Source organism: Massilia sp. Masssp93 (genome assembly GCF_059491295.1).
Map to the genome: position 1 here is coordinate 4,611,550 of NZ_CP168502.1, position 13,554 is coordinate 4,625,103.

Genomic DNA, 13,554 nt, shown 5'->3' on the forward strand with positions numbered 1-13,554 from the left:
AAAAGTTATTGGCTTCTGAACAATTCCTACACTACATTGTCCCTCGCTTGGCCCAACATGCCGTTTACTCGACCGGACACGCGTGATCGACCCACGCTGACCCGTGTCACGGGCGGACGGCATGCTGGGCCGGCACCCACTGTTATCGCAACCATCCAGCACCCCGGTTATCAGTCCCGGGGCCGCACGATGGCATGACAGTCGTCCCCCGATGGCCGGCTTCGCGTTGGCACGGACACCGGCATCGGCCCATCTCACCTTTGAAGGTAGATCCCATGCAAAAAGATAAGACCAAAAAAATTGGTCAGGTAGGAGACTTATCGAGAGGCTTCCGGCGCACCGCGGCATGCGGCGCCCTGGTGCTCGCGGCGGCGCTGCCAGGCGCCGCGCGGTCCGCCGATGCGCGCGCGGATGCGGACGCCCGCGCCCGCGCGCTCGTCGCGCAGATGACGCCGGACGAAAAATTCGCCCAACTGCTCAACGTGGCGCCCGCCCTGCCCCGCCTCGGCATACCCGCCTATAACTGGTGGACCGAGTCGCTGCACGGCGCGCTCGGGCCGCTGCCCACGACGAACTTCCCGGAACCCATCGGCCTCGCGGCCACGTTCGACGCGCCGCTGGTGCACCGGGTCGCGTCCGCGATCAGCACCGAGGTGCGCGCGCTGCACACGCTGGGACGCGAGACAGGGCACCTGGGACGCATCGGCACGGGGCTCGACACGTGGTCGCCGAACATCAACATCTTCCGCGACCCGCGCTGGGGCCGCGGCCAGGAGACCTATGGCGAAGACCCGTACCTGACGGCGCAGCTGGGCGTCGCCTTCATCCAGGGCATCCAGGGACCCGACCCGGACCTGCCGGACGTCGTCGCCACGCCCAAGCACTTCGCCGTGCACAGCGGACCGGAGTCGACGCGCCACGTGGCCGACGTGTTCGTGTCGCGCCACGACCTCGAAGACACCTACCTGCCCGCCTTCCGCGCCGCCATCGTCGATGCGAAGGCCGGATCGATCATGTGCGCCTACAACCGCATCGACGGCCAGCCGGCCTGCGGCAGCGACCTGCTGCTCAAGGAGCACCTGCGCGGCGCCTGGGGCTTCAAGGGGTATGTCGTCTCCGACTGCGATGCCGTGACCGACATCTCGGAACATCACAAGTACGCGCCCGATCCCGCCGCCGCGGCGGCCGTCGCGTTGAAGGCCGGGACCGACAACGAGTGCAACACGCAGACGCTGGGCGACAAGACGGGACTGGACGCACGCTACCGCGAGGCGTGGCAGCGCGGCCTGATTTCCACGGCCGACATCGACCAGGCGCTCGTGCGCCTGTTCTCCGCGCGCTACCGCAACGGCGACCTCGCGGGGCTGACCGGGCGCGCACCGAACAAGGTCCCGGTCGACGCGATCGACACGCCGGCGCACCGCGACCTCGCGCTGCAGGCGGCGGCGAAGAGCCTCGTGCTGCTGAAGAACGACGGCACGCTGCCGTTCAAGGCCGGCGTGAAGATCGCCGTGATCGGCCCGCTGGCCGACGCCACCCGCGTCCTGCGCGGGAATTATTCGTCGACGCAGTCGGCGCCGCCCGTCTCCGTCGTCGCCGGCCTGCGCAGCGTGCTGCCGCAGGCGCGCATCACGCTCGTGCCGGCCGGCGCGTCGATCACGGATGGCGATCCGGTCCCCGCCAGCGCGCTGCGCACGCCCGACGGCAAACCGGGCCTGCGCGCCGACTACATCAACGGCACCGACACCAGGCCGGTCCTCGTCCGCACGGAACCGGGGCTCGTATCGCACGCGCTCCAGTTCAAGGACGTGGCGGAAAAGCACAAGGTCGTGTGGACCGGCTATCTCGTCGCGCCGGAGACGGGCACCTACCGGCTCGGCGTGACCGGCGTGCAGGGCGCGCTGACGGTGGCCGGCAAGCCCGCCGTCAGCGCCGCCACGTATTCGCAATGGGGCGAACCGCTCAAGCTCACCGCCGTGCGGCTGGAGAAAGGCCAGCGCTATCCGCTGCGCTTCCAGGCCGAAGCGGGTTCCTCGGGCGTGCCCGGCCTGTTCTGGAAACGGATCTCGACGGCGCCCGACGCCGACCTCGCGGCGGGGACGGCGGACGCCGACGTCATCGTCGCCGTCGTCGGCCTGACGTCGGACCTCGAAGGCGAAGAGATGGCGATCAAGGTCGACGGCTTCGCGGGCGGCGACAAGACGTCGCTCGACCTGCCGCTCGAGCAGCGCACCCTGCTGGAACGGGCCAAGGCGCTGGGCAAGCCGCTCGTCGTCGTGCTGATGAACGGCAGCGCCATCGACCTGTCGTGGGCGAAGGAGAACGCGGCCGCGATCCTCGAAGCGTGGTATCCGGGCCAGTCGGGCGGCCTCGCCGTCGCCGGCGTCCTGGCGGGCCGCGCCGATCCGGGCGGACGCCTGCCCCTCACCTTTTATCGCAGCGTCAAAGACCTGCCCCCGTTCGACGATTATTCGATGCGGGGCCGGACCTACCGCTACTACACGGGCACGCCGGTCTATCCGTTCGGCGCGGGCCTCTCGTACACGACGTTCCGCTATGCGCCGCTGCGCATCGAACCGATCCACGGCGCGCCCGAGAACGGCGTGCTCGTCACGACGGAAGTCGCCAACACGGGCACGCGCGACGGCGACGAGGTCGCGCAGCTGTACCTGACGCCGCCCGCGTTCGACGGCGCGCCGCGCCTGGCGCTGCGCGGCTTCCAGCGGCTGTCGCTGAAGGCCGGCGAGCGGCGCCGGGTCAGCTTTGCGCTGGCGCCGCGCGACCTCAGTTTCGTCACGCGCGACGGCATCCGGCAACTGACGCCCGGCCAGTACCGGCTGAGCGTCGGGTCGGGCCAGCCGGGGACGGGCGTCGCGCAGCGGGACGGCACGCTCACGTTGCAGCAGACCGTCGTGCTGGCCCAATAAAGCAAGGAGACACCATGAAGACGACACATCGATTCGGCCGGCTGGCCGGCGCGGGCGCGCTCGCCCTGGCATACGCGCTCGCCGCGCCGGCGCACGCACAGAACGACAGGACGACGCCCATCGCGGCGCCCGCGCAGCCGGACGCCATCGTGCTGGCCACCGGCCCGCTGCCGGGCGCGAAGGCGCAGGAGAGCTGGCACACGCAGTACGGGAGCACCTTTGCCCGCAACGTCACGGTGGCGACGCTGACGCCGTTCCTGCCCGATCCGGCAAAGGCGACGGGCGCCGCCGTGATCGTCGCGCCGGGCGGCGGCTTCAAGACGCTGTCGATGAGTAACGAAGGCTGGGACGTGGCGAAGGCGCTGGCCGGCAAGGGCGTGGCGGCGTTCGTGCTGAAATACCGCCTGAACCAGACGCCGCAGGACATGGATGCGTTCGCGCGCGAGATGGCGCAGATGTTCTCGGCCGCCGCGCGGCCGCCGGCACCGCGCGATTCCGCCGCCACGCTGGCGCCGCAGATCGCCGACGCGCGCGCCGCGTTCGCGCTCGTGCGCGCGCGGGCGGCCGCGTGGCACGTGGACCCGGGCCGCATCGGCATGCTGGGCTTTTCCGCGGGCGCGATGCTGACGATGGCGACGGCCTTGCACGGCCAGGACGCGAAGCCCGCGTTCCTCGGCGACATCTACGGGCCGCTGGCGCCGGTCAAGGTGCCGGCCGACGCGCCGCCGCTGTTCGTCGCGCTGGCGGCGGACGATCCGCTGTTCGGCAACGGCGGCTACGGCCTCGTCGACAGCTGGCGCGCGGCGCGGCGTCCGGTCGAATTCCACCTGTACGAACAGGGCGGGCACGGCTTCGGCATGTATGCCAAGACGACCACCAGTACCGGCTGGTTTGAGGCGTTCGCGCGCTGGCTCGGCATGCATGGCTATCTGAAGCCGGCGCACTGACGGCATCGGACGACGGGGCCTCGAGCCCCGTTTTTTATGGCTGTGTTCGCGTTATGTAGGTAAGCGAGCGCTGCCGGTTAGCTAGGCCGGGCAGCCGCACACAGCAGGTGCGCGGGCGTCGTCAGCCGCCGCGCATCCAGCAGCCGTTGCCAGCCCGAATAATTGATGAGGTAGCGGCTCGCGACGCCGCGGAAGCGCACCAGCCAGCTCTTGAAGCGGCTGTGCCAGCTGTTCACATTCTGGATGTGGATCGCGCCGCGCACCCGCACGCCGGCCTTCACGTTCACCGCCTCGTGCGTGATGCCCGCTTGCGTGGCGAATCGGCGATACGCCGCGGCCCCGTCGCTGATCAGCAACACGTCGGCCGGCAATACCGGCTTGAGGCACGCATGCAATTGCGCGGCCGTCACTTGTCCTCGGCCCGTGTGAAAGTCCAGCGTTTGCCCCGTACGGTCGCAGGCGACGAGCAGGCAGTCGTGCTCACGATTGATCCCGCGCCGCCTGGCCACGCCGCCGCGCTTTCTCGGCGGCCGCGTCAGGTTGCGCGAACCCTTCTGAGATTCGAGGCGATAGGTTTCGTCCGCCTCGACGATGGCCGCCAACATCGGAGGACGGTCGCGCATCGCGCCGGACACGAACCGGTGGCGCCACCTGAAACTGGTCGTCCGGTGCACACCGGTCACGCGCGCAGCGTCGCGCACCGTGCGCGATTCGAGGATGGATTGCAGGAACGGTAGCCAGCACTCTTTCTTGCGAAGACGAGCGAGCGGCGTGCCGGTCAGTGCGTTGTAGCTGCGTCCGCACCCGAGGCAACGAAAACGTTGCAAGCCGTTCGCCTGGCCGCAGCGGTGCACGCGACCACAACCGCAGCGCGGACACGGCCGGCCTCTGGCGGCCTGTTCGATCAGGGCGATACATTCCGCCGGATGCGACAGACCAGCGATCCATTCGCGCAGCCGGACCAGGTCGGCAGCCGAGAGCAGCGCCGCCGACAACAGGCTGAGCACTTCGTCGAAGGGTAGGCCGCGCATCGTCACTCCTCATGAGTTAACTCGACGATGCGTATGACCTCTGCAACCAGATTCAGTTCACGGACTTAACGCGAACACAGCCTTTTTTATTGCACCGCCGTCAGCGCCACGTCGAACACGAGCCCCGAATTGGCCGGGATCGCGCCGTTTGCCGTCGCGCCGTAGCCCATGCTGGATGGGATCAGCAGCGTGCGCTTGCCACCCACCTTCATGCCCAGCACGCCCTGCTCGAAGCCGGCGATCACCTGGTTCTGCCCGAGCGTGAACGTAAACGTCCCGGCGTCGAACTGCGTGCCCTTGTGGTCCGTCGCCGTGTCGCTGTACAGCCAGCCCGTATAGGTCACGGTCGCGGTCTTGCCGCTGGCCGCCTCGGTGCCGGTGCCGAGGACGACGTCGGTGGCGCTGAACTGGGCCGGATTCGCCACGGCGGTCGTCGTGGACGAAGACCCGCCACCGCCGCCGCCACAGCCGGCGAGGCTCAGGACGGCGACAAGAACGGCAGCGCAGGCGGCGAAGGAAGGTTTGAATGTCATTGGATCCCTGATGCGTAAGGTTTTGTAAAGGCAGGCAACCTTACCGCAGGTACACGTTCAGGTTGCCTTTACATTTGTTTTTATTTGTTACAAATTCAAAGTTGATCGTATGCGAAGACGCCCCCGCAACAATTTTCTCGGAAACATAAAATAATTCGCTAAGGCAATACCGTCAAGGCTTACACTGAACCCAGCGCCGTACGATGAAAGATGCCCATGATCAGCCTTGCGAAATTTTTTGAAGACGTCAAACTGCCCACGATTTCCGAAGTGGCCCACGCCCTGATCGCGACCCTCGACGACGAGGACGCGTCCGCCAGAAAGGTAGCGGCCGTCATCGCGCGCGACCCGGCGCTGACGGCCAAGCTGATGCGCCTTGCGAACAGCGCCCGCTTCGGTTCGCGCCGCAACGTCAGCTCGCTCGACGAAGCGATCGCGCTCGCGGGCATGGCCCACATCCGCACGCTCGCGCTGGCCACGTGCTTCGCCGATTCCTTTCCGTCCCTGCCCGGCCTGGATTCGGACGAGTTCTGGAAAAGCAGCATGGCCTGCGCCGGCTACGCCAAATGGCTGGCGGGCGGCCTCGGCATCGACGGCAGCGAAGCCTGGCTGGCCGGCATGATGCTGCGCCTGGGCGAACTGCTGATCTACCAGGTGGCGCCGACGACGTTCGCGGAGATCGAGCAGTTGCCGCACCTCGCCGGCGGCCGCTGGGAGCGCGAGCAACGCCTGCTGGGCCTGTCCGAAGGCCAGATCACGGCCGAACTGGGCCGCCGCTGGAACTTCCCCGACAAGATCGTGCGCGCGCTGGAAAATTCATCCGACCCGATGGCGGCGCACCCGTTCTGCCAGTTGGGCGGCATCATCCACCTGGCCAGCCTGCTGGCCGACACGCCGAGCGACGACCCGGCGATCCTCGACACGCTGCCGGCCGACGTGATCGACACGCTGCGCCTGTCGCGCGAATGGATGACGGCACGCTTCCCGGCGCACGACGCATTCTCCGCCGCGCCCTGAACCTCGTGTAGCATGGACGGCAACGCAAGGAGCCGACCATGCCGCATCAATCCATCCTCGAAATCAATACGTTCGGACGCGGCAGCCGCGACATCACGGCCGCCGTCGCCGACGCCGTCGCCCGCTCGGGCATCCGCTGCGGGCTCGCACACGTGTTCGTCCAGCACACGAGCTGTTCCCTCCTGATCACGGAAAACGCCGATCCCGACGTCCGCCACGACCTGGAAACCATCCTCAGGCGCCTCGCGCCGGATGGCGACCCGGCCTACCGCCACGACACGGAGGGCCCGGACGACATGTCCGCGCACGCGCGCACGATGCTGACGTCCACGAGCGTCACCGTGCCGGTCGGCGACGGGCGGCTGCTGCTCGGCACGTGGCAGGGCATTTATCTGTGGGAGCACCGGGTGGCCGAGCACCGGCGCAATGTCGTCGTCACGGTGCTCGGTGACTGAACCTTGGGCAGAATGGACGCCAAACGCTGAACTGGAGGCATCGATGACCGTAAAAGTCTACCGCTACGCGCAGTACCCGGACGATCATGACGAGACGCTGTCGCATGGCTACGCAACGATGGAATTCATCATCATCAACAAGCTGACGCCCATGTCGGACAGCGCGATGGACGTCGATCCGGCGCACGTCGACCCGGACGGGCGCTACCTGGGCCTGAACGGCGGCAAACCCGCCTAGTACGCCGGTCGGGCCATCACAGCGACACGCCGACCGTCAGCGTGACGACATACCCAGCGACCGCATTGCCGCTGACCGACGCCATCTGCAGCGACGTGCCGTCACTGAACACATTATCGGTCGCATAGCTCATCGAGGCCAGGTTGCGCGAACTGGCGCCGTAGGCAGTCGTCGCATAGGCCTCGTTCAGGGTCGCCATCGGGAAGGTGAATTGCGACGTCTTGATGCGGTTCGACGCGCTCGCCGCCTTCGCGAGGCTCGGGTAGACCTCGAAGTGGATGTGCGGCATGCGGCCCGAGTAGCAGCCGGGGAAGATCGTCGTGAACGTGACGGTGCCCGTGCTGTCCGCCTCCTGCACGCCGCGCAGGTAGTTCTCGTTCGTCAGAGCGCTCGCGTACATCGAGTAATTGCCGTCGCGGTCGCAATGCCACAGGTAGATGGCGGCGCCCGCCACGCTGGCGCAGCTTGCGCCCACGTTGACGATCTGGAGTTTCAAGGTCGTCGGAATGCCGGCCGCCGTCGCGCTGCCGGGCGACACGCTCTTGCGGATGTCGCTGCGCACGATGCCGGACAGGGTCAGCGCGTTCGCGACGCCGCTGCCGTTGCTGTTGGTGCCGTCGCCCGGGTACGGGCCGCCGGTCTCCTCGGGGATGACGGCGCAGGTGCCCGTCGTCGTGGTCGTCGTGCTGCCCGTGCTGCCCGTGCTGCCGGTCGTGCTGCCGGACGTCGACGCCGCCGTCGATGCCGTCGTGTCGGCGCTCGAACCGCCGCCGCAGCCCGCGAGCGGCACGGCGGCCGCGGACGCGAGCAGCCAGCGCAGCGACCGGCGCCGGCTCGTCTCGGTGGCGAGCATGCGCTCGAGGTCTTCGGCAAGGCTGTGATGTGAATGATCCATGGGTCCCCCTGGGTTACGAAACGAGTATCCGGCCCGGCTTATCGATATGGATGCGGCATGCCAGGCGCGCGACGCATTGTCGGATGGGGAAACGTTAAGCGCCGTCAACCACTGTAAAGCCGCGTAAAGACGCGCGCGCCGCCCGCACTTCGCGCCGTCCAGCCGCATTTCGCGCCGCGCTCCGGTATCTCGTCGCATGGGCGCACGGACGAACCGGCATCCCGGCAAAGTGGCACCACTTAACGCACTCAAGGAGCCCACCATGCTGATCCAGATCCTGACCCACACCCCGATTTACGTCTGGGCGATCCTCGCCTTCCTCGTCCAGCGCGGCATGATCGCCATGCGCGACCGCGACCTGGAACTCCGCAAGCTGGTCATGATTCCCGCCGTGATGCTGGTGCTGTCGCTGCAGGACATGAACGCGAAGTTCGGCCTCGGCGGCCCGGCGCTGGCCGCATGGGCGCTGGCGGCGGCCGCCATGGCGCTGCCGGCCGGACTGGCCGGCACCGGGCGCATCGGGGCCAGCAACGTGCCGGGCAGCGTGCGCGTGCGCGGCAGCCGCCTGCCGCTCGTCATGATGATGGCCGTGTTCTTCACGAAGTACGTGGCGTCCGTGGCGCTGTCCGTCGCGCCGCAGCTGCGCCACGACACGCTGTTCGCCTGCGCCGTGTGCGGCCTGTTCGGCGTGTTCAACGGCTGGTTCGTCGGCCGCCTGGCGCGCGACCTGGCGTCGTACCGCCTGCTGCCGGCGGGTGCGGCAGCCGCGTAAGGTTCAGCTGTACCCGACGCCGCGCGCCATCATGGCCGCGAAGATCGGGATCAGCGCGAACACGTGGATCTCCAGCAGCATCGTCCGGCGCAGCGCATTGACCTCGTCCAGCGCCGGAACGAACGCCGCATCCGCCTTCGCCCGTTTTTGCCACCCGAGGATGCGCAGGGTGGGCCGGATCGAGATCAGGCCCACGACGGCGAAGGCGGCGATCTTCGCCCAGAACACCGGATTGTGCATGTAGAAGCCGGGACCTTTCGCGCCGTACTTCACGCGCAGGAAGCCGACCACGAGGATCGCCAGCGCCAGCACGCCATACGCCGCATCGAAGCGCCCCAGCAGGCGCACGGTGTGCGGCGACATCGCGGCGGGCCGCATCAGCGCCAGTTCGGCGGCCAGCACGGCCGCGAGACCGAACACGATCAGGTGGTGGACGATGGCGAGCAGGAGGTCGGTCATGATGCGGTCGCTGACAGTGAAGGAATGTCAACTGTAGCAAACTCCGGGGTCAGAGCCCGAATTCAGGAAATTGCCAAAAATCGGGCTCTGACCCCGGTTCAGCGAAGCATCGACTCCCACACCTTCTGCAGGCGCTTGGACGACACCGGCATCGGCGTGCGCAGCTCCTGGGCGAACAGCGAGACGCGCAGCTCTTCCAGCATCCAGCGGAACTCGATCATGCGCGGATCGAGGTTCTTCAGCGGCTGGTTCTTCACCGTGCGCTGGAACTGCGTCGCCGCCGCCTGCCACTCGGCCATCAACTGCGCGTCGCGTGCCGGATTCCCGCGCAGTTTTTCCAGGCGCACGTTCATCGCCTTCAGGTAGCGCGGGAAGTGGGCGAGCTGGCTGTATTCCGTCTCGGCGATGAAGCGCTTGTGGACGAGGCCCTGCAACTGCGCCTGCATGTCGCCCGCGACGGCCGGCGGCAAGCCTTGCAGGCGCTTGGGCAGGCCGTGGAACTCCGCGAGGATCTGGCCGGCCAGGCGCGCGGTCTCGTTGATCAGGAGGCCGATGCGGCCCTTGCCCTCGTCGCGGCGCTTGTTGAACGAGGCGGCATCGACCGGCAGCGGGTCCTGCAGGCAGGCGATCTCGATGGCCTTGTTGACGATCTGCTCGCGCAGTTCGTCCGGCGTGCCGACCGACATGAATTGCATGCCCATCTGCTGCAGGCCCGGCACGTTCTTCTCGGCGAATTTCAGCTGGTCCTTGAACTGCAGCGCGAACAGGCGGCGCAGGCCGACGCGGTGCGTGCGCGCCGCCACGTTCGGGTCGTCGAACACCTCCAGGTCGCAGTGCGTGCCCTTGTCGACGAGCGCCGGGAAGCCGATCAGCGTGATCTTGCCCTGCGTGATCTCCAGCAGTTCCGGCAGTTCGCCGAAGGTCCAGCCGGTGATGTTCGTGTGGGCGCTCGGCGCGGCCGCAGCCGCCGGCGCGGGCGCCGCCTTCCCTTTCGCATGCGAAGGCACGGGCGCCGGCGCGTTGGCGGCCAGCGGCTGCGCGAGCGGCTTCGCCCCGGATTGCGCGGCGGCCGGCGTGCTTTCCGCCATGCGCTGGAAACTCTGGCGCGCCTGGCCGCCCAGTTCCGCCTGCAAGGTGGCCAGGTTGCGTCCCATGTCGAGCTGGCGGCCGTGTTCATCGACGACCTTGAAATTCATGAACAGGTGCGCGGGCAGCGTCTCCAGCTTGAAATCCGTCGTCATCACGCGCACGCCCGTCTGCGCGTGGATGTCGGCGATGAGCGCGTCGATCAGGTCGCCGCGGCCGAAGCGCACCGGGTCCTCGTTGCGCTCGAAGAAGCGCGCGGCGTAGTCCGGCAGCGGCACGCAGTGGCGGCGCAGCTTCTGCGGCAGGGATTTCAACAACAGCTGCACCTTCTCCTTGAGCATGCCCGGCACGAGCCAGTCCGCGCGCTCGCGCGGGATCTGGTTCAGCGCGAACAGCGGCACCGTCAGGGTGACGCCGTCGCGCGGGCTGCCCGGCTCGAAGTGGAACGTCAGGCCCATCTCGATGCCGGTGACGTTCATCGTCTTCGGGAACAGCTCCGTCGTGACGCCCGCCGCTTCGTGGCGCATCAGCTCTTCGCGGTTCAGGTACAGGAGCTTGGGGTTGTCGCGCGCCGCGTCCTTGTACCACTTCTCGAAACCCGCGCCGTTCACGACGTCCGTCGGGATCTCCTTGTCGTAGAACGCGAAGATCAGCTGGTCGTCCACGAGCACGTCGAGGCGGCGCGACTTGTGCTCGAGGTTCTCGATTTCGCGGATCAGCTTGTGGTTGTGGGCGAAGAACGGAGAACGCGTCTCGTAGTCGCCGCCGACCAGCGCGTCGCGGATGAAGATCTCGCGGGCCTCGCCCGGATTGTGCAGCGCGTAGTTGATGCGGCGCTGGCTGTAGACGACGATGCCGTACAGCGTCGCGCGCTCGCTCGCCGTGACTTGCGCCGTGCGCTTTTCCCAGCGCGGCTCGCCCCACGATTTCTTCAGCAGGTGGCCGCCGATCTTCTCGATCCACTCCGGCTGGATCTGCGCGATGCAGCGCGCGTACAGGCGCGTCGTCTCGACCAGCTCCGCCGCCATGACCCACTTGCCGGCCTTCTTGCCGAGCGTCGAACCGGGCCAGATGTGGAACTTGATGCCGCGCGCGCCGAGGTAGGCGCCGCCGGACTGCGCCCCGCCTTCCTCTTCCATCTTGTAGCCGATGTTGCCCAGCAGGCCCGTGAGCAGCGCCATGTGCAGCTGGTCGTAGGTCGCGGGCGTCTCGTTCAGGCGCCAGCCCTGCTCCTTGACGATGGTGAGCAGTTGCGAATGCACGTCGCGCCACTCGCGCAGGCGCACCTGCGAGAGGAAATTCTCGCGGCAGTTGTCCTGCAGCTGGCGGTTCGTCTTCTTGTGCTCGATGGCCTGTTCGAACCAGCGCCAGATCTTCAGGAAGCCCAGGAACTCGCTCTTCTCGTCGGCGAATTTCTTGTGCTTCTCGTCGGCCTGCTGCTGGTATTCCATCGGCCGGTCGCGCGGGTCCTGCACGGACAGCGCGGACGCGATGATCAGCATCTCGCTGAGACACACATTGTCGACGGCGGCCAGGATCATGCGGCCCACGCGCGGATCGAGCGGCAGCTTGGCCAGCTTGCGGCCCATGCTTGTGAGCTCGTTGGCGTCGTCGACGGCACCCAGTTCCTGCAGCAACTGGTAACCGTCGGCGATGGCGCGGCCCTGCGGCGGCTCGACGAACGGGAAGGTCTCGACGTCCGTGAGGTGGAGGGACTTCATGCGCAGGATGACGGCCGCCAGCGACGAGCGCAGGATTTCCGGGTCCGTGAATTTCGGCCGCTGCAGGAAATCGGCTTCCTCGTACAGGCGGATGCAGACGCCGTCCGCGACGCGGCCGCAACGGCCCGCGCGCTGGTTGGCGGCGGCCTGCGCAATCGGCTCGACCTGCAACTGCTCGACCTTGTTGCGATAGCTGTAGCGTTTTACGCGCGCCAAACCGGCATCGACGACGTAGCGGATGCCCGGCACCGTCAACGACGTCTCGGCCACGTTCGTGGCCAGCACGATGCGGCGCGCGTTGGTCGTCTTGAATACCCGGTCCTGCTCTTCGACGGACAGGCGTGCGAACAGCGGCAGGATGTCGACGTGCGGCGGATGGTGCTTGCGCAGCGCCTCGGCGCAGTCGCGGATCTCGCGCTCGCCGGGCAGGAACACGAGCACGTCGCCCTGGCCCAGCCGGCACAATTCGTCGACGCCGTCGACGACGGCATCCATCAGGTCGCGCTTGTCGCGCGCGGCCTGCGCCTTCGACACCGCCTTGCCGTCGGCGGAGGACGCGAGTTCCTGGTCGCGCTCCACCGGGCGGTAACGCACCTCGACCTTGTACAGGCGGCCCGACACTTCGATGACGGGCGCCGGTTTGTCCGGCGTGCCGAAATGGCGCGCGAAGCGGTCGGCGTCGATCGTCGCGGACGTGATGATCACCTTCAGGTCCGGCCGGCGCGGCAGGATCTCCCTCAGGTAGCCGAGCAAAAAGTCGATGTTCAGGCTGCGCTCGTGCGCCTCGTCGATGATGATCGTGTCGTAGGCCTTGAGCAGCGGGTCGGTCTGCGTTTCGGCCAGCAGGATACCGTCCGTCATCAACTTGACCCAGGCGCCCGGCGACAGCGTGTCGTTGAAGCGGACCTTGTAGCCCACGTGCTCGCCCAGCGGCGAACCCAGTTCGTGCGCGATGCGCTTCGCCGTCGACGACGCGGCGATGCGGCGCGGCTGCGTGTGGCCGATCATGCCCTTCTCGCCGCGGCCCAGCTCCAGGCAGATCTTCGGCAGCTGCGTCGTCTTGCCCGAGCCGGTTTCGCCGGACACGATCACGACCTGGTTCTCCATCAGCGCCTTCGCGATTTCCGCGCGCCGGCCCGAGACGGGCAGCTCTTCCGGGAAGACGATGGGCGGCAGGGGATTCCGAACCGCGGGCTTGCGTCCATCGCCGCGCGCGGCGCGATCTTCGCGCGGACGCGATGCGCCGTCGCGCGGCTTGGCCGGGCGCTCCTGCGCGCCGGCGTCGTCGCCCGGCGGACGCACCTGCGCCTGCGCGAGCGCACTCGCGAGCGCGCCCTCGCGCGCAGGCGGGCGCGGGCCGCGGCGCGCGGACTGGCCTTCGCCACGCGGTTGCGAAGAACGGTCGGGAGAAGGTGCGCGCGCCGGCTTCGGCGCGGGCTTGTTACTCTGTTCAGACATTGATTTTTACGAGGA

General features: G+C 67.9%; 11 protein-coding genes. 6 read left to right on the top strand and 5 right to left on the bottom strand.

Features of this window, described 5'->3' with window-relative positions; all coding sequences use genetic code 11:
- Positions 1 to 275 precede the first annotated feature (275 nt).
- Together ACEN9Q_RS18915 and ACEN9Q_RS18920 are read left to right on the top strand one after the other, a co-directional pair.
- Positions 276 to 2,927, top strand: a complete 2,652-nt coding sequence (locus ACEN9Q_RS18915) for a glycoside hydrolase family 3 C-terminal domain-containing protein (protein WP_495625635.1) — start codon at positions 276 to 278, stop codon at positions 2,925 to 2,927.
- 14 nt (positions 2,928 to 2,941) lie between these two features.
- Positions 2,942 to 3,874, top strand: a complete 933-nt coding sequence (locus ACEN9Q_RS18920; protein ID WP_495625636.1) for an alpha/beta hydrolase — start codon at positions 2,942 to 2,944, stop codon at positions 3,872 to 3,874.
- A 77-nt stretch (positions 3,875 to 3,951) separates the two neighbouring features.
- On the opposite strand, the gene ACEN9Q_RS18925 is transcribed toward ACEN9Q_RS18920, so the two are convergent.
- A complete protein-coding gene (locus ACEN9Q_RS18925) occupies positions 3,952 to 4,905 on the bottom strand; it encodes an IS1595 family transposase (RefSeq protein WP_495625637.1) in 954 nt (317 codons plus the stop codon).
- Positions 4,906 to 4,991: 86 nt separating this feature from the next.
- Entirely contained in the window at positions 4,992 to 5,438 is a 447-nt protein-coding gene (locus tag ACEN9Q_RS18930; protein WP_082548049.1) for an FKBP-type peptidyl-prolyl cis-trans isomerase, read from the bottom strand.
- 216 nt (positions 5,439 to 5,654) lie between these two features.
- Here ACEN9Q_RS18930 and ACEN9Q_RS18935 point away from each other — a divergent pair, with 216 nt between their 5' ends.
- Genes ACEN9Q_RS18935 through ACEN9Q_RS18945 form a run of 3 tightly spaced genes read left to right on the top strand, consistent with a single transcriptional unit; the run spans position 5,655 to position 7,148 of the window.
- Positions 5,655 to 6,455, top strand: a complete 801-nt coding sequence (locus ACEN9Q_RS18935) for an HDOD domain-containing protein (protein WP_056443265.1) — start codon at positions 5,655 to 5,657, stop codon at positions 6,453 to 6,455.
- 38 nt (positions 6,456 to 6,493) lie between these two features.
- Complete coding sequence (locus ACEN9Q_RS18940; protein ID WP_495625638.1) at positions 6,494 to 6,910, top strand: secondary thiamine-phosphate synthase enzyme YjbQ; 417 nt, start codon at positions 6,494 to 6,496, stop codon at positions 6,908 to 6,910.
- A gap of 43 nt (positions 6,911 to 6,953) precedes the next feature.
- Positions 6,954 to 7,148 (top strand): hypothetical protein, encoded by a 195-nt coding sequence (locus tag ACEN9Q_RS18945; protein ID WP_495625639.1) that lies wholly within the window; start codon positions 6,954 to 6,956, stop codon positions 7,146 to 7,148.
- Positions 7,149 to 7,164: 16 nt separating this feature from the next.
- On the opposite strand, the gene ACEN9Q_RS18950 is transcribed toward ACEN9Q_RS18945, so the two are convergent.
- Positions 7,165 to 8,043 (bottom strand): dioxygenase family protein, encoded by an 879-nt coding sequence (locus ACEN9Q_RS18950; protein WP_495625640.1) that lies wholly within the window; start codon positions 8,041 to 8,043, stop codon positions 7,165 to 7,167.
- Positions 8,044 to 8,239: 196 nt separating this feature from the next.
- Here ACEN9Q_RS18950 and ACEN9Q_RS18955 point away from each other — a divergent pair, with 196 nt between their 5' ends.
- A complete protein-coding gene (locus ACEN9Q_RS18955; protein WP_495625641.1) occupies positions 8,240 to 8,815 on the top strand; it encodes a DUF6622 family protein in 576 nt (191 codons plus the stop codon).
- 3 nt (positions 8,816 to 8,818) lie between these two features.
- Here ACEN9Q_RS18955 and ACEN9Q_RS18960 read toward each other — a convergent pair whose 3' ends face one another.
- Both ACEN9Q_RS18960 and hrpA read right to left on the bottom strand, forming a co-directional pair.
- A complete protein-coding gene (locus ACEN9Q_RS18960) occupies positions 8,819 to 9,274 on the bottom strand; it encodes a DUF2214 family protein (protein WP_495625642.1) in 456 nt (151 codons plus the stop codon).
- Positions 9,275 to 9,372: 98 nt separating this feature from the next.
- The gene (hrpA, locus tag ACEN9Q_RS18965) at positions 9,373 to 13,539 is read right to left on the bottom strand and encodes an ATP-dependent RNA helicase HrpA (protein ID WP_495625643.1); all 4,167 of its coding nucleotides are present in this window, start codon (positions 13,537 to 13,539) and stop codon (positions 9,373 to 9,375) included.
- Positions 13,540 to 13,554 lie beyond the last annotated feature (15 nt).

What these genes read in the sequence shown, in the direction of transcription:
- ACEN9Q_RS18920 (WP_495625636.1), top strand. Translation starts at nt 2,942, where the DNA reads ATGAAGACGACACATCGATTCGGCCGGCTGGCCGGCGCGGGCGCGCTC.
- hrpA (WP_495625643.1), bottom strand. Translation starts at nt 13,539, where the DNA reads ATGTCTGAACAGAGTAACAAGCCCGCGCCGAAGCCGGCGCGCGCACCT.
- ACEN9Q_RS18930 (WP_082548049.1), bottom strand. Translation starts at nt 5,438, where the DNA reads ATGACATTCAAACCTTCCTTCGCCGCCTGCGCTGCCGTTCTTGTCGCC.
- ACEN9Q_RS18945 (WP_495625639.1), top strand. Translation starts at nt 6,954, where the DNA reads ATGACCGTAAAAGTCTACCGCTACGCGCAGTACCCGGACGATCATGAC.
- ACEN9Q_RS18950 (WP_495625640.1), bottom strand. Translation starts at nt 8,043, where the DNA reads ATGGATCATTCACATCACAGCCTTGCCGAAGACCTCGAGCGCATGCTC.
- ACEN9Q_RS18940 (WP_495625638.1), top strand. Translation starts at nt 6,494, where the DNA reads ATGCCGCATCAATCCATCCTCGAAATCAATACGTTCGGACGCGGCAGC.
- ACEN9Q_RS18915 (WP_495625635.1), top strand. Translation starts at nt 276, where the DNA reads ATGCAAAAAGATAAGACCAAAAAAATTGGTCAGGTAGGAGACTTATCG.
- ACEN9Q_RS18960 (WP_495625642.1), bottom strand. Translation starts at nt 9,274, where the DNA reads ATGACCGACCTCCTGCTCGCCATCGTCCACCACCTGATCGTGTTCGGT.
- ACEN9Q_RS18955 (WP_495625641.1), top strand. Translation starts at nt 8,240, where the DNA reads ATGGGCGCACGGACGAACCGGCATCCCGGCAAAGTGGCACCACTTAAC.
- ACEN9Q_RS18925 (WP_495625637.1), bottom strand. Translation starts at nt 4,905, where the DNA reads ATGCGCGGCCTACCCTTCGACGAAGTGCTCAGCCTGTTGTCGGCGGCG.
- ACEN9Q_RS18935 (WP_056443265.1), top strand. Translation starts at nt 5,655, where the DNA reads ATGATCAGCCTTGCGAAATTTTTTGAAGACGTCAAACTGCCCACGATT.